Genomic DNA, 19,407 nt, shown 5'->3' with positions numbered 1-19,407 from the left:
ACGGGTCGATGGTGCGTTTGTTCGTGAATGGTGTGCAGGTGGCTCAGCAGGCGGCGTCGGGTCCGATCCGGGTGGACGAGGGGGTGTTGCGGATCGGTGGCAACAGTGTGTGGGGTGAGCATTTCGACGGGTTGATCGATGAGGTCCGGGTCTACGACCGGGCGCTCACCGCGGCCCAGATCCAGACCGACATGAACGCACCCGTCGGCTGACGTCCGTACGACACGCCGGCCGTACACGCGGCCGGCGTGTTGCTACGGTCACCCGGGTGAGACGAATCGGCCTGTGTGCCCTGCTGGTCCTGTCCGCGTGCGCGCCCGCCTCGCCGCCACCGCCGCAACAGAAGGCGGAGCAGCAGGGCCGCTGGCGGGTCGTTCACACCCAGCCGGCCCTGGACCAGGCGACCACCTTGTCCGACGTCGCGGCGACGGGCGCGGGCGAGGCGTGGGCGGTGGGGGAGCAGGCCTACGGCACCGACGGTCACCAGGCCCTGCTGCTGCGGTGGGACGGCCACGCCTGGCGGCGGCTCGTCAAAGAGGTGCCGAAGAGGGCCCGCGACCTGGTCCTCACCAAGGTCGACGCGGTGCGGAGCGGCAACGTCTGGGTGGTCGCGGAGGATCCGGAGGCGGGCGAGTCGGGCCTGCTGCACCACGACGGCAGGCGCTGGAGCTTCATCCCGGGCGAGGCCACCGAGGTGCTCGCGGTGGGCGATCGGCAGGCGTGGACGTTCGGCGAACAGCGGGCCCGCCACTTCGACGGACGCCGCTGGACGTCGCACCGGACCCCGGTCACCGGCCACGCCGCCGCGGCCCTCTCCCCGCGCGACATCTGGGTGGCGGGCGAGGCCGGCGAGAGACCCGCGGTCATGCGCTTCGACGGCGTCGCGTGGACGCGTAGCCCGCTGCCCGCCGTGAATCCGCCGTCCGGCTCCTCCGACGCCCGGCTCACCGCCATCCTCGCGACCGGCCCCCGCGAGGTGTGGGCGGCGGGCGGATGGGCGACCCCCGAGGGCACGTTCCGCCCGTTGCTCTACCGATGGGACGGCGTCGCCTGGCACACCGTGGACGTGTCGGCGGGGAAGCTGACCGGCATCGCCCGCGGCCGTGACGGCGCACTGTGGCTGCCGGCCATGGGCTGGAACCCGGAAACCGACCCTCCGGAGACCTACCGGCTGCTCAGATACGCGAACGGCCGCTGGTCGTCGGCCGCGCCACCCGCCCCGATCACCGCCGTGACGGGCGTCCCCGGCGGCCCGACGCTGTGGGGGGTCGCCGGCGACCAGATCGTGCGCTACTCCCTCAACGGGGACCGGCCCCGCTGAGGTCTCGTTCCGCTCCGCGCGTGGTGGCGGCCGTGTTCGTCAGCGTGACCCCCGGAGTCCCGCCGCGCGTCGGTGACCTGAGGATCTAGCGCGGCGTTCACCGTTCGCCGCGGTGGCGACCACGTGGTATCGCCACCAGATTGCGATAAGTCCGGTTTTCAGGGAATTTCATGTCCAGATCTCACAAATGAGCCTTCTGGGGTGTGCGCTTCTCGCCTGGTGAACACGCGATGGCGCGATCGGGGTCCGAAGGTGATGCTTTCGGTCGTCCGTAACGCGATGGTTGACAGGCGATGTGGTTGCGCGACAGCTTGAGTGTCAAGCGCTGACGGCCTGCTCCGAATGAGATCGAGGGCATCGCCACAGTGTGTGGGAGCGCTCCCAAAATCGACGCGATCCAGCCCACAGAGATCCCAAAAGGAGAACCCATGAGATTAGATGCCTTCCGTCGTCGCGCATGGTCACGATCTCGTCGCGCGCTGGTGTCGGCCACCGCGCTCGCCCTCGCAGCAGGCGGGATGGTCCTCGCCGTAGCGGCCCCGGCCAGCGCGGCACGCGTGGACAATCCCTACGCGGGAGCCGAGGTCTACGTGAACCCCGAGTGGTCCGCGAAGGCCGCCGCCGAGCCCGGCGGCAGCGCCATCGCCGACCAGCCGACCGCCGTGTGGCTCGATCGGATAGCCGCGATCGAAGGGGTCGGCGACGGCATGGGCCTCCGCGACCACCTCGACGAGGCGGTGAGTCAGGCCGCCGGTCAGGAGTTGGTGATCCAGCTCGTCATCTACAACCTGCCCGGCAGGGACTGCTCCGCGCTGGCGTCCAACGGCGAGCTCAAGGCCGACGAGATCGGCCGGTACAAGACCGAGTACATCGACCCGATCGCCGACATCCTCGCCGACCCCGCGTACGCCGGCCTGCGGATCGTGACGGTCATCGAGATCGACTCGCTGCCGAACCTGGTCACCAACGTCACGCCGCGCGAGACCGCCACCGCCGAGTGCGACACGATGAAGACGAACGGCAACTACGTCACCGGCGTCGGATACGCCCTGGCCCAGTTCGGCGCGATCGGCAACGTCTACAACTACATCGACGCCGGCCACCACGGCTGGATCGGCTGGGACGACAACTTCGGCCCCTCCGCGACCCTGTTCGCCCAGGCCGCGACCGCCTCGGGCAGCACGCTGAGCAACGTCACCGGCTTCATCACCAACACCGCCAACTACGGCGCGCTGAAGGAGCCCTACTTCGCCATCGGCGACACGGTCAACGGTCAGGCGGTCCGCGAGCACGCCAAGTGGATCGACTGGAACCGGTACGTGGATGAGCTGTCCTTCGCGCAGGCGTTCCGGCAGCGGCTCGTCCAGGCCGGGTTCGACTCGTCGATCGGCATGCTGATCGACACCTCCCGCAACGGCTGGGGCGGTGCGGACCGCCCGACCGGCCCGGGACCGCGGACCAGCCCCGACGCCTACGTGGACGGTGGTCGCACCGACCGCCGGCTCCACCTGGGCAACTGGTGCAACCAGGCCGGCGCCGGCCTGGGTGAGCGCCCGGTCGCCGCCCCCGAGCCGGGCATCGACGCCTACGCCTGGATCAAGCCGCCCGGCGAGTCCGACGGCTCCAGCGAGTTCATCGACAACGACGAGGGCAAGGGCTTCGACCGGATGTGCGACCCGACCTATGAAGGCAACGTACGCAACCAGTACAACATGTCGGGGGCGCTGCCGAACGCTCCGCTCTCGGGCCACTGGTTCTCGGCCCAGTTCCAGGAGCTCGTCCGCAACGCCAACCCGCCCCTCCAGTAACCCGTTCTCCCGCGCGGCGGGGCCGGCCGTCTGCCGGCGGCCGGCCCCGCCGCGTCGGTGCCGTCGAACGACGTCGGCACGGTTGCCGAGTCGGCGCGGTTAAACGATTGGTCAGGGCGGGGCGGCCGGCCGGTGAGCGGTGGTGTGCGGCGGGAAGATTTCGGTTCGAAAGGCAATCGGCCGTCTAGCACTGGGGAAGCTGATGACACTCCATCTCGGCAGGTTCGGCGTCTGGCTCGGTCCCGCGTTCGACGACGGGACGCGTAGGGAGTTGGTCGTGGAGGCCGAAGCCCTCGACTACGGGACCGCGTGGCTCGGGATGGGCAAGTCCTCCGTCGCCGACCTGGAGTCGGTGTCGCGGATCCTCGACGCGACCAGCACGATCACCGTCGCCACCGGGATCGTGAACATGTGGACCAACGACGCCACCACCCTGGCCCGGTCCTACCGGCGCATCGCCGACCGGCACGCGGACCGGTTCCTGCTCGGCGTCGGGGTGGGCCATCGGGAAGCCGTGGACGTCTACCGGCGGCCCTACGAGAAGATGGTCGAGTATCTCGACCAGCTCGACAGCGGCGGCGTGCCGGAGGATCGGCGGGTGCTGGCCGCGCTCGGCCCCCGTGCGCTCAAGCTGGCGGCCGACCGCACCGCGGGCGCGCACCCCTACCTCGTCGTCCCGGACCACACCCGGCAGGCCCGGGAGATCATGGGCCCCGGTCCGCTGCTCGCCCCCGAGCACAAGGCCGTCGTCGACACCGACGATACGGTGGCGCGCGCCCTCGGCCGCGAGGTCGTCGCGAATCCCTACCTGCAGCTACGCAACTACGTCAACAACCTGCTGCGTCTCGGCTACACCGAGGACGACGTCGCCGACGGCGGCAGCGACCGGCTCATCGACGCGCTCGCCCTGCACGGCACCCCGGCCACCGTCGCCGCCGGCCTCACCGCGCACCTCGACGCCGGCGCCGACCACGTCGCCGTGCAGGTCCTCGCCCCGCCCGGCGAGGACCCGATGCCCGGCTACCGGGCGCTCGCCGCGGTTCTGAACTGAGGTCGTGTTCGGTGCGGGCACGCACACCACGACCGGACGGCGGGCGCCCGGCTCCCGGGCGCACCGCGCACGGTGCCGCGCCAGAAGGCGGTCTCCTCAGACTGACGCGTCACGGCCAGAGGCCGGTCCGGGTCACGGCCAGGGGTCGAGTTGGGGCAGGTCGCCGTTCTCGGCCGTGACCCGACCGCCGGTCGACCGTCCGGCGAGCCAGGCCGTCAGGTCGCCCGCGGGCCCACGGACCACGACGGGTTCTCCCGTGCCGGAGGTCCAGTTCCACGTGGTGTCGGTCGCGGACAGGGTCAGCCTGATCCCGTCGGGGACGCGCGGGGCGAGGAAGGTCGCGGTGTGCTCGCAGAACTCGACCGGCCAGTTCGACGGCAGGTAACCGAGGTCGAGGTCGGCCAGATGGATCTCGACCTCTCGCCGGCGCGTGACGACCGTGTCGAGCAGTTCCCCGTCGCGGTAGCTGACGGGCAGTGCCCAGCCGTCGTCCCCGGTCGCGGCCCACGCCTTCTCCAGGGTGGCGTGCGCCGTGGTGGTCGCCTCGCGCAGTTCCGCGGCGGTACGGCCGGCGCCGCGCTCGATGGCGGCGTCACGGCCCGGCCGCCCGCCGTCGTAGACCTCGATGAGCCGCCCCTGATGGGCGTACTCGGCCTGGCGGGTGAAGGCGTGCGCCAGGTTGGCGAGATGGGTGACGAGGTGCCCGCGGGTCCAGCCGGGCAACGCGGACGGCGCGCGGATGTCGTCGTCGGTGAGATCGGCGAGCAGACCTTCCAGACGGCGGTGCCCGGTGTGGACATGGGAGACGAGTTCGGTCGGCGTCATGCAGAGCAGGTTACTGGTTTAACGGGTAACGTCAATACCGGTTCAACGGGTAACCTCGGGGCGTGGACAGTTTCCGGTTCCGTGGCGGGCGTCTCTGCCTCGACTTCGTCGCGACCGTGGGCCATCGCGGGATGGACGCCGTCGAGCGCCTGATCGCCCCTGCCGACCTGGCCCGCTGGTTCGCCGCCGCCGGCATGGCCCCCACCGTTCCGGAGATTTCCGCCCAAGAGCTGGAAGATGCCCGAGCGTTGAGAGAGTCGTTGTTCGAGGTGTTCACCGCTCACCGGCTCGCCCAGGAGATCCCCGCCTCCCCGCTCGCGACCGTGAACGCCTGGGCCGTACGGCCGGCCAGGACCCACCGGCTGGAGATCGCCGCAGACGGCCGCCTCCGCCAGGTGAACGGCGCGGCCACGCTCCAGACGCTGCTGGCCGAGCTGGCCCGCGACGCCGTGGACCTGCTCGGCGGGCCGCTCGCCGAGCGCGTCCACGTGTGCGAGCAGGACCCGTGCTCGCAACTGTTCGTGGACACCAGCCGGGCGGGCCATCGCCGCTGGTGCGCCATGGAGACCTGCGGCGCCCGCGCCAAGATGGCCGCCTACCGCGCCCGCCGTGCCGCGCCGCCGTCCTAGACCTCACCGACCCGGCGACGCCGAGCACAACCACACCGGCACAGGCTGGGAGTGGACTATCTAGGCCATAAGTTGACCTATATCCCTCCTACGGTCGAGGAGTACGGCACCACGACCTCCGAAGGATGACCATGAGCACCGAGATCCGGCCCTTCCGCATCGACATCCCGCAGGCCGACCTGGATGATCTCCGGGACCGGCTGGCACGAACGCGCTGGCCTGCCGTGCTGCCTGGGGCGGAGTGGAGCCGAGGGGTGCCGGTCGGGTATCTCAGGGAGCTGGCGGAGTACTGGCGCACCGGCTACGACTGGCGTGGGGAGGAGGCCAGGCTGAACGCGTTTCCCCAGTTCACGACCGAGATCGATGGGCAGGGGGTGCATTTCGTCCACGTACGGTCGCCCGAGCCCGGCGCGCTCCCGTTGATCCTCACCCACAGCTGGCCGAATACCGTCGCCGAGTTCATGGACGTCATCGGCCCGCTCGCCGATCCCCGGGCGCACGGCCTCGACCCCGCCGTGGCCTTCCACGTCGTCGCGCCTTCGCTACCCGGGTTCGCCTTCTCCCCGTTCCCCGAGCCGGCCGACGAGCGGCCGTGGACCATCGCCCGGGTGGCCCGCACCTGGGCCGTGCTGATGAGCCGGCTGGGCTACGAGAGGTACGGCGCGCACGGCAACGACGCGGGGGCGCTGGTCACGCCCGAGCTGGCCGTCGTCGACGCCGAGCACATGGTGGGTGCGCACATCACCGCCGGGCTCGGCGTGCCCACCGGCGACCCGGCCGAGCTCGAAGGGCTGACCGACGAGGAACGGGAGAGCCTGGCGGAGGCGGTGCAGTGGTTCGCCGGAGGCAGCGGCTACGGGCCGTACCTGGCGAGCCGGCCGCAGACGCTCAGCTACGGGTTCACCGATTCGCCGGTCGCCCAGCTCGCCTACCTGGTGGAAAGGTTCAAGGAGTTCGACGGGTGGGGCGACGCCGGGGCCGAGCCTGTTCGCCGGGATCAGTTCCTCACCAACGCGACCCTCTACTGGCTGACCGGTACGGCGGGCTCCTCGTCCTGGCCGTATTACGAAGGCGCGGCGGGAATGCCGATAAATCAGGACAAGGTGCCGACCGGGGTGTCGCATGGCGGTCCGGCGGCGTTGCGCCGGATCGCCGAGCGCACCAACGACATCGTGTCCTGGGAGGACGGCCACAGCCCCAGCCACATGGTCGCGATGGCCGTACCCGACATGCTCGTCAACGCGATCCGCGCCTTCTTCGGCCCCCTCGCACCCGTCAGGGCCGATGGTGGAGTGGCCCTTCTGTGAGGTCCGGACACAGACGGTGGAGTGGTCCTCCGGTGGGTCGGGCGGACGGTGGAGTGGGTGTTCGCCGGGCCGGGGGTGGGTGGTGGCAGGGGTCATTCGGCGCGGCGGGCGCGGGCGCGGCGTTTGCCCTCGTGCATCGCCTGGACGCGGGCGACCGGGATGGTGTGCCCCTCCTCGACCAGGTCGGGCGGCAACCGCTGTGGCTCGGGCATGAGCTCTGCCCAGGGGTCGCCGTCGGCCAGCAGCCGGGCCGCGGTCTTGAGGGTGAAATCCGCAGGTGTGACCTGGTCGAGCCGCTCCCACGGAAGGGGGAAGGAGACCGGCGCGCCCGGCCGGATCCGCGGGCTGTAGGCGGCCACCACGGTCGCGCCCCCGGCCCGGGTGGAGTCGAGGAACACCTTGCCCTGGCGATCGTCGCGGATGAACGCCGTGGTGGCGATCTCCGGGTTGACGCGTTCCGCGCGTGCGGCGATGGCGCGGGTGGCCGCGGCCAGGTCCTCCATCGCGGCCCCCGCCTCGACGGGCACGAACACGTGCACGCCCTTGGCTCCGCTGGTCTTCACCGCGCCCGCCAGCCCGGCGTCGTCGAGGGCCCGCCGGATGAGGAACGCGGCCTGTACGGCCTGCGGGAACGCGTTCTCCTCCGGCGGGTCGAGGTCGAGTATCAGATGAGTGAAATGGCCGTCGCGGATCAGTGCCGGGTGATACTCCACCGCCCGCTGGTTGGCGAACCACAGCAGGGTCCGGCGGTCGTCGCACAGGGCGTAGGACACCTCCCGGTGCGAGGCCTCCGCCCAGACGGGCATCGTCCGCACCCAGGAGGGGGTGTACTTGGGGACGTTCTTCTGCATGAACGGCGCCTGGCCCGGCCGTACGCGGATCACCGACAGGGGGCGGTCCCGCAGGACCGGGATGATGCGGTCGCGGACCGCGTCCAGGTAGTCGACCAGGTCCCGCTTGGTGGCGTCCGCCCCGTCGAACAGGGGCTGGTCGAGGTTGGTGAGCGATACTTCGTCCCGCGTCTCATCGCTGGTCACCCGCCCCACGATGCCCATAGGGGGACGCGAAATCAACATCCCTCAGGACGAAGCGTCATCCGGGTGGCTCGAAGGGGCCGGAGCCGGGCGCTTGGCCGCCCACGGCGGTGACGATCTCGGCGGCCAGGTCGTGCATCTTGAGGTTGCGGTTCTGGGAGGCGCGGCTGAGGGTGGCGAAGGCGACCGGGGCGGGGCAGCGTTGCTGCGCCATCACGATGCCGATCGCCTGGTCGATGACGCTGCGCGAGGCCAGGGTGGCGCGCAGGTCCTCGTTCAGCTTGGTCTGGTCGGCGATGCGCAGCGCCAGGGCGACGGCGCCGGCGGCGTTGCCGGCGAACCTCCCGATCCGTGCCTGGGCGACGGTGTCGAAGGCGTCGGGGCGGGAGTTGTACAAGTTGAGGGTGCCCACCGGGCCGAACGGCCCCAGCAGCGGCAGCGCCAGGCAACTGCGCACCCCGTGGGCGAAGGCTTCGGCGCAGAACGCCGCCCAGCGCCGCTCGTCGGAGGTGTCGGCGATGTAGTGGATCTCGCCGTCGGCGACGGCCTCCAGGCAGGGACCCTCACCGGTGCGGTACTGGATCTCGTCGATCGCCAGGGTCAGCGCGTCGCTGTTGGCGATGGTCGCGGCGTGCGAGTCTCGGGTGATGGTGATGCCGCATCGGCTGTCCTCGGGCAGCGTCTTCACCGTCAGCACGGTCAACTCGTGCAGGAAGGCGTCGAAGGTCCCGGTCGAGAGCAGGAGCGAGAGCAGCGCGTCCGGCCATGCGGGACCCGCGGGCGAGATCGATGGTGAGGACATGGCGCGGCCTTCGAGTCTGGGATGTCAGCCGACCTGGCCATCGGCGACAAGTCGCTATGTGAGCGGATAAGAGATACCCTCGTCGACTTTGCCAGCCTTACACACGTTCGGGAGTGCTTAAACACCGAGGGGCGAGTATCGTGAAGATCGGTCCAGAGACGCGGCCGCCTCGCCATGTTGCGGAGGTAAGCACCTGTGTCAGGGACTCCATCTTCTCGTCGTCGCAGCCGTCACGTTTCCACCGGCGGCCGGCATCAGATCGAGAGGAGCTGCCGATGATCTTGTCGGTGCGTTCGACCACCGTCGGCCAGGACACGGCCGTGGTGGAAATCGACGGTGAGCTCGACCTCAGCAGCGCCGGCCTGGCGGACGCGGTGCTGCGCCCGTTGCCGAGCCAGGGGATTCGCCACGTCATCGTGGCCGCCGCGCGGCTGCGCTTCTGCGATGTGTGCGGCTTCCGGGTGCTGAACAACGTGCACACGACCCTGACCGGTCTCGGCGGGGCGCTGTCGATCGCCGAGCCCCTCCCCGCGTTGCAGCGGCTGACCCACCTGATGCAGTCGGGTGCCCGGGGCACCTCCATCCAGATGTACGCCACCCTCGATGAGGCACTTCTCGCCGAGATCGGCGGCCCGGTCTCCTTCCCCATCATCTCCCTGCCCAGGCCCATCGCCGCCGGGTGGCCCGACGGGTCGGCCGACGACGGCTGCGGTCACGGCCTCGGGCACCGCCCGGACAGCGGTTCGCACACCAGGTCCGCGTGAGCGCTGCGGGGAGACGAGATCCGCGCGTCGATCACCGCTGTGCGATCGGCAACAGCGCGATGAACTCGATGATCGAGAGGGCGATGAACACCGCCAGCAGGGTGTAAAGCGTGCGTACGGGGATGGCAGTCTGGGCGGACTTGCGGGAACGCGGCCGGCCGTGGGTGAGCCGAGCCCACGGGGAGAGGCGGCCGCGCGGCTCGGGCAGGGGTTCGGCCGACGCGGGCTGGGAGAGGTAGGTCTCCACCATGCGCATGGTGTCGTGGGGGAGCCGTGCCCCGCGCAGCCGGTCGGCGACCGAGGTGAGGATGATCTCCCCGGCGCCCGGTCCGTGCAGCGTGATCGCGGCGGCCATCAGCGGGGGCGAGCCGAAGTCGGGAGGGTCGCCGACGACCTCCTCGAACTCCCGTCGGTGCAGGGACGGGCCGTACGCCGCTTTGAGCAGCTTGCGGAGCAACACGAACTGCACCTCCACCCGATCGGGGTGCAGCGCCTGGACGGCGTCGACGAGGTAGCGGTGCTCCCGCAGCGTCATGGCGATGTCCGGGTCCTCGGCGCCGTTGCTGCCCCGCCTGACGAGCTCGTCGCAGATGACCTGCACGAGCAGCGGGTCATGCGGCTCCCTGGCCGCCAGTTCGACGAGGCAGGCGGTCCCCAGCGCGTCCAGCACCATGGTCAGCGTCTCGGGCCCCAGCCTGGCTGCCAGGGTGAGAGCGACGAGGGGCTCGGCCGGCATCCGCACCATCGCCGCCATCAGCACGCTGGTGGGGGCGAAGTCCTGGAAGATCCGCCGCATGTCCTCGAAGACGAGCTTCGGGCCGTAGCCGACGGCCAGGATCACGCCGCACAGCTGGAGGTGCAGGCTCTCCGGCAGTCCCCGGTCGCCCTCCAGCAGGCGGCGTTCCCTGATGATCTTTCGGTAGTGGACCTGCTCGTCTCTGGTGGCGGCGTTCCCCCGTGCCCCGGCCTGCCGGGCCAGGCCGTCCAGGATCGCGGTGAGCCGGAGGGACTGCCCCTGCGGGACCAGGTCGGCGCACTCGTTCAGCAGCGCCTCGACGCTGTAGTGGTCGACGGGGTTGGCGATGGCGACGGTGACGTCTCCGGAGCGGGACGGGACGTGGAACGCCGCGAGCGTGGCCAGAGCCTTCGTCACCCCGCTCGGCTGGAACGCCAGCGGTTCGCCCGCGGCGGCGAGCCAGCCGACCAGCTCGGTGTAGCGGGAGCAGTGCAGCAGCAGGTCAAGGTAGTGACCCACGTCGTAGGCCTTGGTCGGGACCCTCGCCAGACCACCCCAGATGATCGAGTGCGTGCCCTCGGGGACATGCCTGGCGAACGAAACTTTGATCTTGTGTTCGGCGGTGCTGCTGGTCCAGGTGGCCGCCGTCAGCTTGGTCCGCATGCCGTACGGGAGCAGTGCGGCGACGGTGTCCAGGAAGCGGAGCCTGTCGAGCAGCGGGAGCGACTCGCCCCGCAGGACGCAGACGTGCTGGTCGGTCAGCAGCAGCGCCGCCGCGCCGATGGCCGTCCCGTCGATCCGCGCCGCGATGGCCGCCGGATCGAGCCTGGGGACGCTGAACGTGAGCGGGTCGGCGGCCGGCAGCGGGCTCCGGTCCAGCGCGAGGTAGAGCGCCTCATACGACACCGGCTGCGCAGCGACCTGAGAGTACGGCACGCAGAAGTAGCGGGTGACGGCGATCTGCCGCCCGGTCCTGTCCTCCTGGTCGGACCATTCCTGGATGGCGAGCACCAGCCGGGTGTTCTCGCCGCCGCCGACCCAGGCGAGGGTCACCTGGGGAAGCTCCTCGGGGGTCCCGGTGGTGTACCGCGTCTTGATCTTCGCGAAGTCGTTGTGGCCGAGCTGCCCCTGGCTGCAGGCCAGGATCCCGTAGTCGTCGAGGCTGCCCGGCTGCTTTCCCTCGATCGCCCACTCGGCCGACAGTTGGACGGTCTCCCCGCTCATCGGCCGGGCCCTTCGTTCGGCGGCTCACCCGCGAGCCTCTCCCCGAGCCACACGATCGGCTCCATCACGTTGATCGGGTGCACCGGGCCGCGGATGTGGAACGAGACGCCCTCGGCCGGCTTCGGAATGAGATTCTGGTAGTCATCGGGATTGAAGAAGTTCGTCCTCGGGTCGAGGTAGAAGCCGATAGAGGACGTGACAAAAAACTTGATTCGGTCACGCCGAAAAAATTGGTCCAGGGCGTTCAGCACCATCTCCGCGCTGCCGCTGGCCGATATCCGGCACAACCATTTGAAGAGTTCGACCGCGTCATCGTCGTCGATGCGCGGAAAGCCGTAGGGGTCTTCGGGGTCGGTGACCAGGAGTTTCAGTTCCTTCGCGGTTTCCAGCACGCGATACTCGTCGAACTTGGTGATGCAGACGGCGAGATGGTGCGGCAGCCTGTCCCCGGTGTATCCGTCCGAGCCGAGCATCCGCCCGGCGAGCTGGGTCAGCGCGCCGTACAGGTAGTCGAAGGCGTCACCCCTCTCGAACTCCCGCAGCGGGTCGAACAGGAAGACGATGCCCTTGCTGCCGACCAGGTTGTCGAGCAACTCCTGCTGGTCGGTGCCGAACTTGTCCGGCTCGTCGCCGTACACCCCGCCGGGCGGGTCGAGCAGGTTGAGGCCGATCCTGGGCGCGGGGGTCGGTTTCGGCCTGCGGCGCAGGAGTCCGTCGCGCTGCTCGCCCTCGCCGATCAGCACCCAGCGGTAACGGTCCATCGCCTGGGTCGCCCGGGGGAACTCCTTGCCCCGGGACAGGGCGGCGGCCTTGTCCTTCAGGAACGCGGTGGACGCGTCGTCCGCGCCGACGATCCGCCACGGGCTCCTCCTCTGCAGCAGGGCGATGCTGAGCGCGGCCAGCAGCGTGGTCTTGCCGCTGGTCGGCGCACCCCACATCGCGATGTTGGGGCGGGCGGGTCCCGCGTCAGAGACCATGGCGGACCTCATTCCGTTCGTCGTTCACCAGCATCCCCGTCGCGATCCCGGTCATGGCGTCTCGATCAAAGGGAAGGGGATCCGCTGGGCCTTCGGCGGCGACAGGCCGAGGTCGTCGCCGAGCCGCCGGACATCGGCGACCTCCAGCTGGATCGGCGCGCCGCCGCCCAGGCGTTGCCAGATCGGGTCGGCCTGCTCGGGCGGCCGGTCGCAGATCGCCCCGAGCGTCATGCCGGCCCGCCGCTCGATCCAGGCCAGCAGCAGTTCCCAGTCGTGCCGGTCGGGGCAGGGCAGTATCTCCGACCGATGCACCCTGGGCGGATGCGGCGGCCGGTCGCCTACCGTCAGCAGCACCGTCCTGCGCGGCTCGGTCTTTCCCAGGCGGTCGGCCACCTCGGCCAGCATGTCCTCGACCTGCGCCGCGTACGGGTAGCCCGGCGTGGTGGCGCCCCGCCGTTCCCAGTCGGTCAGGGAGTGCAGGGCCTGCTCGGGGGACATCAGCCAACCGGCCACCTCCACCGGCTCCTGCGTGGCCCTGCGGTCATAGGAGTGCGCGCCGTAGGCGACCAGGGACACGACGAGCTCCGGCGTGGTCCCGCCGGACATCACCGTGATCATCTGCCGGACCCGGATCAGCCGCTCGTCGACCTGCTTGGCGGCCCCGCTCACCTCGACCGCGCAGATCAGATGCGCGGGCTCGACCTCACCGCCGAGTACGGCGGGCACCGCGGCGATCAGCTCGGCCCAGTCGCGGTCGTCGCGCACCAGCCCCGGCAGGCCGACGAACCTCACCCGGCCCGGACGCTCCAGTTCGGCGGTGAAGTCGTAGCGGCCGGGAGTGAGCCTGGCCGTCTGCACCGACAGCAGCCGGGGCCGCGGGCCCTGCCACGCCACCACGGCGAACGCGGTGCCGTACTCGTCGCCGTGGTCGCAGCGGACCTGCACCCTGAGCGTGTCGCCGCGGCGCGCCCCGACCAGGAAGAGCGGATGGCTGGACAGTTCGAGCCGGCCGGTCTCGGGGTGCCGCTTCAGCACCACGAGGTCGTAGGAGCGGCACAGCGGCTCGTGGAGGAGGATCTCGCGGAGCAGCGTCTCGACCCGCGCGCCGGGCCGGGTGAACGCCGTGGCCTCCGGCCGCGCGGCGCGCAGCCACTCCATCACCTGGGCCGTCGGGGGGTCGTCGGGGGAGCCGCACACGAGGAACACCTCGGAGCCGGGGGGCACGCCGACGGCGGCCAGGAGCACCTGTTCCTCCGTGGCCTCTTCCGGGGGGTCGGTCGCCGGGTCACCGGCCAGGTCGGTCCAGGGCACCGGCGGGCCGAACCGGCAACGGGGCGTGCCGGTCTCGTCGCGGCGCAGGCCGAAGGTGGTGATTCCGCTGACGGTCACTTCGACGACGGTTAACCGTCGGGGACCTGAGAGTTGCGCGATGGCCTCGGCGAGAGCCTTGGTGAGCAGATCCTCGCCCGACTCCGTCAACTGCGGCCTCCGTCATGGTTCTCGAATGGATTCATTCACTACATCCTGGGACGGCGGCCACTGCCTCTGCGCTGATATCTTTCCGCCGCCTTCTCTCGTTACACTAAGTGATCATTTAAGGGTTCAGGCGGCTAGAATCCATATCTTCGTCGGAGCTGGATGTCGAAAATATATTAGGATGCGAGATCCGGTGATACCCCGCAGAGAAGTCTCCCAGCTGGGGCGCCATCTGGAAGGGCGTAGATGAAAAAGTTTCTGATAACCCTGTCCGGTGCTCGGCCTGAGATCCTCGCGCGCTGCCCCACGGAACAAGCCAAGTTCGAAGGCATCGGCGGCGCGGTGCTCACCACAAGCGTGCTGGCGTTCGTGTCGATGACGTTCGCCCTCAACAGCGCGCTCGAGGTGAGCATCTTCCTCGCCATCCCCGCGAGCCTCATCTGGGCGCTGGCCATCATGAGCCTCGACCGGTGGCTGGTCGGCACCATGCAGGCCGACGGGCCGCGGCGCTGGCGGCTGGCGTTGCCCAGGGTGATCATGGCGGTGCTGCTCGGCCTGGCCATCTCCACTCCGCTGGTCCTGCAGATCTTCAACGCCGAGATCGAGGCGCAGATCGTCGAGATCAAGCAGGAACGTGCCAACTCCTTCGCCGACCAGCAGGCCGAGGGCACCGTCGGGCAGAACGTCGCCCGGCTCCGCAAGAACGTCAGCAGCCTGCAGAAGGTGGTCGCCTCCAACGGCGACGTCCCGCTCGACCCGGCCAGAGACCCGAAGATCAAGGCGCTGACCAAGGAACGCAACGCCCAGCAGGCCCAGGCCACCAAGCACTACAACGAATGGCAGTGCCAGCTGTACGGCGGCGACCGCTGCCCACGCAAGGGCGACGGCGTGCTGGCCCAGGCGAGCAAGAGAGCGTACGACAAGGCCAAGGCCAGGGTCGATCTGATCAACGGGCAGATCGAGGACCGCAAGGCCGAGCTCGCGGACACCGACGAGGGCGCCAAGCAGATCCGGCTCGCCACCGCCAAGTCCGAGCTGCCCAAGGCCCAGGACGAGCTCGACGCCGCGCTGCGAGCGCAGCGCGACCTGCAGGCGGCGTTCGACGCGGAGAACCGGGCCAGTGACGGGTTGCTGATCCGGTTGCAGGCGCTCAACGAGGTGTCCGGCCAGGACATCACCCTGCGGACCGCCCACATCCTGCTGTTCCTGCTGTTCCTGCTGATCGAGTGCCTGCCGGTCGCGGTCAAACTGATGCAGCGCTCCGGCAACTACGAGAAGGTCCTGGCGGTCGCGGCGAACCACGAACTGCGCAACGCCCGCGACAGCATCGCCCCCCAGTTCGGGGCCCGGCCCAGCCCGCAGGCCGAGAACGGCCCCACCACCGTGTGGGACATCTGGACGCCCCGCGCAGAACAGCCCGAGCCCGTGATCCCCGACTCCTTCAAGCCCGAGCCCACGCCCACCATGACCGTGCCGCCGCCCAGGCCGCACACGGAGCCCACGCCCACCATGCCCGACGAGGGCGAGAACCGGGGCTCCCTGGACGATGAGCTGCTCCGCGAGATGTCGGACACCAGGACCATCCGCAAACCCGGCCCGGACACCAGCCGCTCGGGCGAGTTCGAGCTCTTCCCCGACGAGACCTGAGCCCGGCGACGATGCCGAACCAGCTGGTGAAAAAGCGTTACCGGCTGCTGTCCGAACTGGGCAGCGGCGGGATGGGAACGGTCTGGCTCGCCATCGACGAACTGCTGAAACGCCGGGTGGCGCTCAAGGAACTCGTACTGACCCCCGGCGGCGAGCCGCTGTCCGTACGGCAGCGCCGGGCGCTGATCGAGGCGCGGGCCCCCGCGAGCATCGACCACCCGGGGATCGTCAGGATCTACGACATGTTCCTGGAGCGGGACCACCCCTGGATCGTCATGGCCTACATCAAGGGGCAGTCGCTCTACAAGCTGATCAGCCGGGGCGGGCTCAGCGAACGCCAGATCGCCACGATCGGCGGGGAGGTGCTGTCCGCGCTGGCCGCCGCGCACGAGGCCGAGGTGCTGCACCGTGACGTCAAGCCGGCCAACATCATGATCAGCGAGACGGGCGGGGTGGTCCTCCTCGACTTCGGCATCGCGCGCATCCTCGGCGAGAGCGGCCTCACCTCCCACAACGTCCTGCCCGGCACCCTGGAGTTCACCGCACCCGAACGGATCGACGGTCTCGACCCCACCGCCGCCTCCGACCTGTGGTCCCTGGGCGTCACCCTGTTCTACGCCATGGAGGGGTACTCCCCGTTTCGGCGCGACACCGTTTCGGCGACCATGCGGGCCGTCACCAGCCACCCGCCCCCACCCGCCACCTGCCCGGGAGCACTGTACGACGCGATCCTCAGGCTGCTGCACAAGGATCCCGCCCAGCGGGGCACCGCCGAGGAAGTCATCCCACTGCTGAACGCCATCGCCCACGGCCCACCCCCTCACCCCGTCCGCCCGTCCACCCCTCAGCAGCCGCCCAACCCCGCCTCGCTCCCACCCCCCCAATCAGGCCCCGCCCCCAATCCCACCCCCAATCCCACCCCCACCCCCGCGCCCAGTCCCGATCCCACGCCTGGTCCTGCGCCCGATCGCGATCCCGGTCCCGGCCCGGAGCGCAGCCCTCGCCCAGCGGCGAACCCAGTCCCGTCGCCGAGGCCGCTTCCGGCGCCCAGTCCTGCCGTGCCCGCCCCTGCCGTGTCGCCCAGCCCGTTGTCGGAGCTCAGCCCGGTCGCGGCAGAACCCGTCCAGGTACCCGGCCCATTCCCGGAGCCGGATCCCGGTGTGCTGCCTGGGCGTAGTCCTGGCGTGGTTGCGGAGCCGGGTCCTGGTGTGCTGCCTGCGCGTAGTCCCGGTGTGGTTGCGGAGCCGGGTCCTGGTGTGCCGCCTGGGCGTAGTCCTGGCGTGGTTGCGGAGCCGGGTCCCGGTGTGCCGCCTGCACGTAGTCCCGGCGTGCGACCGGAGCCGAATCCCGGCGCCTCAGACAAGCCCGTTCCCGCGTCAAGTCCGCTGCCGGCGCAACGACCTGCCCCGTCGCCGAAACCCGGTTCGTCGCCTGGTCCCGTCCCACCGCGTGAGCCCGAGGACAATACGCCCACGAAGCCCGTCCCGCGGAAACCCCAGCCGGTACGACTCCACCCGGCGCAACCTCAGCCGACGTGGCTCCGGCCGGTCCGGCACGCCGCCGTGGAGCCGGCGTCCCCCAGGCCCGAGGAACTGGCCAGGCTCGACCCCGCCGACGCGGCCAAGCTGCTCACCGGCATGGCGGCCGGCGCCGCCGCGGAGCTGCTCGCCGCCCTTCCCTCCGTGACCGCCCAGAAGCTGCTGAGCTTGGTGCATGCGTCGGCCGCGGCCACCATCCTGCAGGCGATGCCGGGGAACAGAGCCGCCTCGATCCTCGCCGAAGTCTCGTCACGAACAGCGGGCGCCCTGCTCTCCTCGATGACGGCCAGGCCCGCGCAGACGGCGGCCCTGCTCCAGTCGTTGCCACCCGCCCGCGTCGGCAGGGCGCTCGACTACACGACTTCCGCGGGGGCCGCCGGGCTGATGAGCGAGCTACGGCCGAGCGAGGCGGTGCGCATCCTCTCGCACGCCGACGCCCGGACCGCCGCGGGCGTCATCGGCACCCTCGGCGTGGTCCCGGTTTCCACCAGGCTGCTGGAGACGATGTCGGTACGGCGCGCCTGCGACGTGCTCGGCCACGTCCCACCGGCCACCGTCGCCGGGCTGCTCAGGGCATCGTCGGACGGCCGCGCCGACCGCCTGCTCGCCGGCCTGCGCCCATCGCTCCGCGCCCAGGTGGACCGCTACCTCAAGAAGCTCTGACCCCGGCCGCTCATCCTCCTGGCGAAGGCTCGTCCGACGCCACGCGAGGCGCAGATCGCGAAGGTCGGCCACACCGTGCGAGCCGTACCTCGCGAAGGTCGGCCACGCCGCGTGAGCCGTACCCCCGCAGGCAATCGTCGGATTCCGCGTGCCGCAGGGCCGTGCCGCCCTCCCCGGAAACCCACGCCTCACCACCTGGCGCTGGTACGGCACGCCCCGGCCGTAGATCGCCAGGCGCTCGTGTTGAATCACCCGAAATCAACACCAATTTAACAAATGGAGCATTAGCCATTTAGCGTCCATGTGGGCACTTTTGGTAAAGTTCGGACAATTCGGCGTGCGTCTTTCATTTGTCGTGAATTATCGGGACCCGTGATTCATTACCCCCGGGCGGATGAGAAGCGGGAAGGCCCGTTATGCGGGCGAAGTCATCCGAGAACTGATGAGTCGGCCCAGCGGGGAGGTCAGGCAGGAAAGGTGACCGTGACGACGAGCCCGCCGTCCGGGCCGGGGATGGCCGTGGCGGTGGCGCGGTGCGCGTCGGCGATCGAGCGGACGATGGACAGCCCCAGGCCGCTTCCGTCGGCACGCGACAGCCGTTGTCCGTTGCCCCGGTGGAAGGGGAGGAACAGCCCGGCCGTCTGGTCGGCGGCCATCCGCGGGCCGGTGTTGGTCACCGTCACCTCGGTGCCGCTCGGGCCGGTCCCGGTGGTGACCGCGACCCGGCCGCCGGGGACGTTGTAGCGAACGGCGTTGTCGAGGAGGTTGCGCACCAGGTGCTCCAGCAGCACGGGGTCACCGTCGACCTGGCCGGGGCCGAGCCGCAGGCGTACGTCCACGTCGTGGTCGTCGGGGAGCATCTCGCACGCCTGCCGTACGACCTGGGAGAGGGTCACCGGCCGGGTCTCGGCCAGGCCGCGCTCCCCGCAGGCGAGCAGCAGCAGGCCCGCGATCAGCCGCTCGCTGCGCTGGGACGCGTCGAGCACCCGGTTCATCGCGGGGAGCAGGTGGGCGGGGACCTGCCCGGTGGTCAGCGGCACCTCGACGGCCGCGCGCTGGATGGCCAGCGGAGTGCGCAGTTCGTGGGAGGCGTTGGCGGCGAAGCGGCGCTGGCTGTCGAAGGCGTCCTGCAGCCGGCCCAGCATGGCGTCGAAGGTGTCGCCTAGTTCCTTGAGCTCGTCCTGTGGCCCGTCGAGGGCGAGGCGCCGGTTGAGGTCGCGCTCGGACAGCTCGCGGGCGGTCGCGGTGATGTGGTGCAGCCGGGCCAGCGTGCGCCCGGCGATGACCCGCCCGGCCAGTACGGCGAGCCCGATCGCGCCCACCAGCACCAGCGAGGACTGCAGCAGCATGTCCGACAGCACCGCCGCGCGGTAGTCGTCGAGCGCCTCCGTGGAGGCGAAGACGATGGCCCTCGTCGCCCTGGGTGTGGGCCAGACGGTGAGGGACGGGTCAGGGGTGGTGCGTGCAAGTATCGCCGAACTGCCGCGCTCGGCCAGGCTGCCGCTCACGATCGCGTAGTTCAGGCCGAGCAGCAGCAGCCCACCCACCGCGAACACGGCCGCGTAGACCAGGGTGAGCCGTCCCCTGACGGTGAGTCTGGCCACC

At 70.4% G+C, this 19,407-nt stretch carries 16 protein-coding genes; 9 read left to right on the top strand and 7 right to left on the bottom strand.

Annotated elements, in window-relative coordinates; all coding sequences use genetic code 11:
• From MBA17_RS44920 to MBA17_RS44905, 4 genes are all read left to right on the top strand, one after another.
• Nucleotides 1-212: LamG domain-containing protein (locus MBA17_RS44920; protein WP_238504715.1), on the top strand; the 212-nt coding region annotated here is incomplete at its 5' end.
• A 56-nt stretch (nucleotides 213-268) separates the two neighbouring features.
• On the top strand, nucleotides 269-1,321 hold the full coding sequence (locus MBA17_RS44915; RefSeq protein ID WP_238504714.1) for a hypothetical protein: 1,053 nt from the start codon (nucleotides 269-271) through the stop codon (nucleotides 1,319-1,321).
• A gap of 428 nt (nucleotides 1,322-1,749) precedes the next feature.
• Nucleotides 1,750-3,129 carry a glycoside hydrolase family 6 protein gene (locus tag MBA17_RS44910; RefSeq protein WP_238504713.1) on the top strand — a complete coding sequence of 460 codons (1,380 nt, stop codon included), beginning with the start codon at nucleotides 1,750-1,752 and terminating at the stop codon, nucleotides 3,127-3,129.
• A gap of 202 nt (nucleotides 3,130-3,331) precedes the next feature.
• Nucleotides 3,332-4,180 carry an LLM class F420-dependent oxidoreductase gene (locus MBA17_RS44905; protein WP_238504712.1) on the top strand — a complete coding sequence of 283 codons (849 nt, stop codon included), beginning with the start codon at nucleotides 3,332-3,334 and terminating at the stop codon, nucleotides 4,178-4,180.
• A gap of 132 nt (nucleotides 4,181-4,312) precedes the next feature.
• Here MBA17_RS44905 and MBA17_RS44900 read toward each other — a convergent pair whose 3' ends face one another.
• Nucleotides 4,313-5,005 (bottom strand): maleylpyruvate isomerase family mycothiol-dependent enzyme, encoded by a 693-nt coding sequence (locus tag MBA17_RS44900; protein WP_238504711.1) that lies wholly within the window; start codon nucleotides 5,003-5,005, stop codon nucleotides 4,313-4,315.
• A 62-nt stretch (nucleotides 5,006-5,067) separates the two neighbouring features.
• Here MBA17_RS44900 and MBA17_RS50840 point away from each other — a divergent pair, with 62 nt between their 5' ends.
• Together MBA17_RS50840 and MBA17_RS44890 are read left to right on the top strand one after the other, a co-directional pair.
• Complete coding sequence (locus MBA17_RS50840) at nucleotides 5,068-5,634, top strand: CGNR zinc finger domain-containing protein (RefSeq protein ID WP_238504710.1); 567 nt, start codon at nucleotides 5,068-5,070, stop codon at nucleotides 5,632-5,634.
• Between the two features lie 131 nt (nucleotides 5,635-5,765).
• A complete protein-coding gene (locus MBA17_RS44890) occupies nucleotides 5,766-6,941 on the top strand; it encodes an epoxide hydrolase family protein (RefSeq protein WP_238504706.1) in 1,176 nt (391 codons plus the stop codon).
• A 92-nt stretch (nucleotides 6,942-7,033) separates the two neighbouring features.
• Here MBA17_RS44890 and MBA17_RS44885 read toward each other — a convergent pair whose 3' ends face one another.
• Nucleotides 7,034-7,978 carry a DNA polymerase domain-containing protein gene (locus tag MBA17_RS44885; RefSeq protein WP_238504705.1) on the bottom strand — a complete coding sequence of 315 codons (945 nt, stop codon included), beginning with the start codon at nucleotides 7,976-7,978 and terminating at the stop codon, nucleotides 7,034-7,036.
• Between the two features lie 55 nt (nucleotides 7,979-8,033).
• On the bottom strand, nucleotides 8,034-8,777 hold the full coding sequence (locus MBA17_RS44880) for a GAF and ANTAR domain-containing protein (RefSeq protein ID WP_238504703.1): 744 nt from the start codon (nucleotides 8,775-8,777) through the stop codon (nucleotides 8,034-8,036).
• Nucleotides 8,778-9,052: 275 nt separating this feature from the next.
• Here MBA17_RS44880 and MBA17_RS44875 point away from each other — a divergent pair, with 275 nt between their 5' ends.
• A complete protein-coding gene (locus MBA17_RS44875; protein WP_238504701.1) occupies nucleotides 9,053-9,541 on the top strand; it encodes an STAS domain-containing protein in 489 nt (162 codons plus the stop codon).
• 31 nt (nucleotides 9,542-9,572) lie between these two features.
• On the opposite strand, the gene MBA17_RS44870 is transcribed toward MBA17_RS44875, so the two are convergent.
• From MBA17_RS44870 to MBA17_RS44860, 3 genes are read right to left on the bottom strand one after another with little or no spacing between them, the layout of a single operon-like run.
• A complete protein-coding gene (locus MBA17_RS44870) occupies nucleotides 9,573-11,501 on the bottom strand; it encodes a hypothetical protein (protein WP_238504699.1) in 1,929 nt (642 codons plus the stop codon).
• Nucleotides 11,498-12,478 (bottom strand): hypothetical protein, encoded by a 981-nt coding sequence (locus tag MBA17_RS44865; protein ID WP_238504697.1) that lies wholly within the window; start codon nucleotides 12,476-12,478, stop codon nucleotides 11,498-11,500. Before MBA17_RS44865 ends, MBA17_RS44870 begins: the two co-directional genes overlap by 4 nt.
• A gap of 51 nt (nucleotides 12,479-12,529) precedes the next feature.
• Nucleotides 12,530-13,957: a hypothetical protein gene (locus MBA17_RS44860; protein ID WP_238504695.1), complete on the bottom strand. Its 1,428-nt coding sequence runs from the start codon at nucleotides 13,955-13,957 to the stop codon at nucleotides 12,530-12,532.
• A gap of 243 nt (nucleotides 13,958-14,200) precedes the next feature.
• Between MBA17_RS44860 and MBA17_RS44855 the strand changes: the two genes are divergently transcribed.
• Both MBA17_RS44855 and MBA17_RS44850 read left to right on the top strand, forming a co-directional pair.
• The gene (locus MBA17_RS44855; RefSeq protein ID WP_238504694.1) at nucleotides 14,201-15,601 is read left to right on the top strand and encodes a DUF4407 domain-containing protein; all 1,401 of its coding nucleotides are present in this window, start codon (nucleotides 14,201-14,203) and stop codon (nucleotides 15,599-15,601) included.
• Between the two features lie 11 nt (nucleotides 15,602-15,612).
• Complete coding sequence (locus MBA17_RS44850; RefSeq protein ID WP_238504686.1) at nucleotides 15,613-17,802, top strand: protein kinase domain-containing protein; 2,190 nt, start codon at nucleotides 15,613-15,615, stop codon at nucleotides 17,800-17,802.
• A 464-nt stretch (nucleotides 17,803-18,266) separates the two neighbouring features.
• On the opposite strand, the gene MBA17_RS44845 is transcribed toward MBA17_RS44850, so the two are convergent.
• Nucleotides 18,267-19,406: a sensor histidine kinase gene (locus MBA17_RS44845; RefSeq protein ID WP_238504674.1), complete on the bottom strand. Its 1,140-nt coding sequence runs from the start codon at nucleotides 19,404-19,406 to the stop codon at nucleotides 18,267-18,269.
• Between the last annotated feature and the right edge of the window lies 1 nt (nucleotide 19,407).

The organism is Dolomitihabitans soli (assembly GCF_022213955.1).
Lineage (GTDB): Bacteria > Actinomycetota > Actinomycetes > Streptosporangiales > Streptosporangiaceae > Streptosporangium_A > Streptosporangium_A soli.
Note: the sequence above shows the minus strand (reverse complement) of the source record. Positions and strands in the feature narration are given on the sequence as shown.

Coding starts and splice junctions, on each gene's coding strand:
- MBA17_RS44910 (WP_238504713.1), top strand. CDS start 1,750: ATGAGATTAGATGCCTTCCGTCGTCGCGCATGGTCACGATCTCGTCGC.
- MBA17_RS44880 (WP_238504703.1), bottom strand. CDS start 8,777: ATGTCCTCACCATCGATCTCGCCCGCGGGTCCCGCATGGCCGGACGCG.
- MBA17_RS44855 (WP_238504694.1), top strand. CDS start 14,201: ATGAAAAAGTTTCTGATAACCCTGTCCGGTGCTCGGCCTGAGATCCTC.
- MBA17_RS44875 (WP_238504701.1), top strand. CDS start 9,053: ATGATCTTGTCGGTGCGTTCGACCACCGTCGGCCAGGACACGGCCGTG.
- MBA17_RS44900 (WP_238504711.1), bottom strand. CDS start 5,005: ATGACGCCGACCGAACTCGTCTCCCATGTCCACACCGGGCACCGCCGT.
- MBA17_RS44850 (WP_238504686.1), top strand. CDS start 15,613: ATGCCGAACCAGCTGGTGAAAAAGCGTTACCGGCTGCTGTCCGAACTG.
- MBA17_RS44865 (WP_238504697.1), bottom strand. CDS start 12,478: ATGGTCTCTGACGCGGGACCCGCCCGCCCCAACATCGCGATGTGGGGT.
- MBA17_RS44890 (WP_238504706.1), top strand. CDS start 5,766: ATGAGCACCGAGATCCGGCCCTTCCGCATCGACATCCCGCAGGCCGAC.
- MBA17_RS44905 (WP_238504712.1), top strand. CDS start 3,332: ATGACACTCCATCTCGGCAGGTTCGGCGTCTGGCTCGGTCCCGCGTTC.
- MBA17_RS44870 (WP_238504699.1), bottom strand. CDS start 11,501: ATGAGCGGGGAGACCGTCCAACTGTCGGCCGAGTGGGCGATCGAGGGA.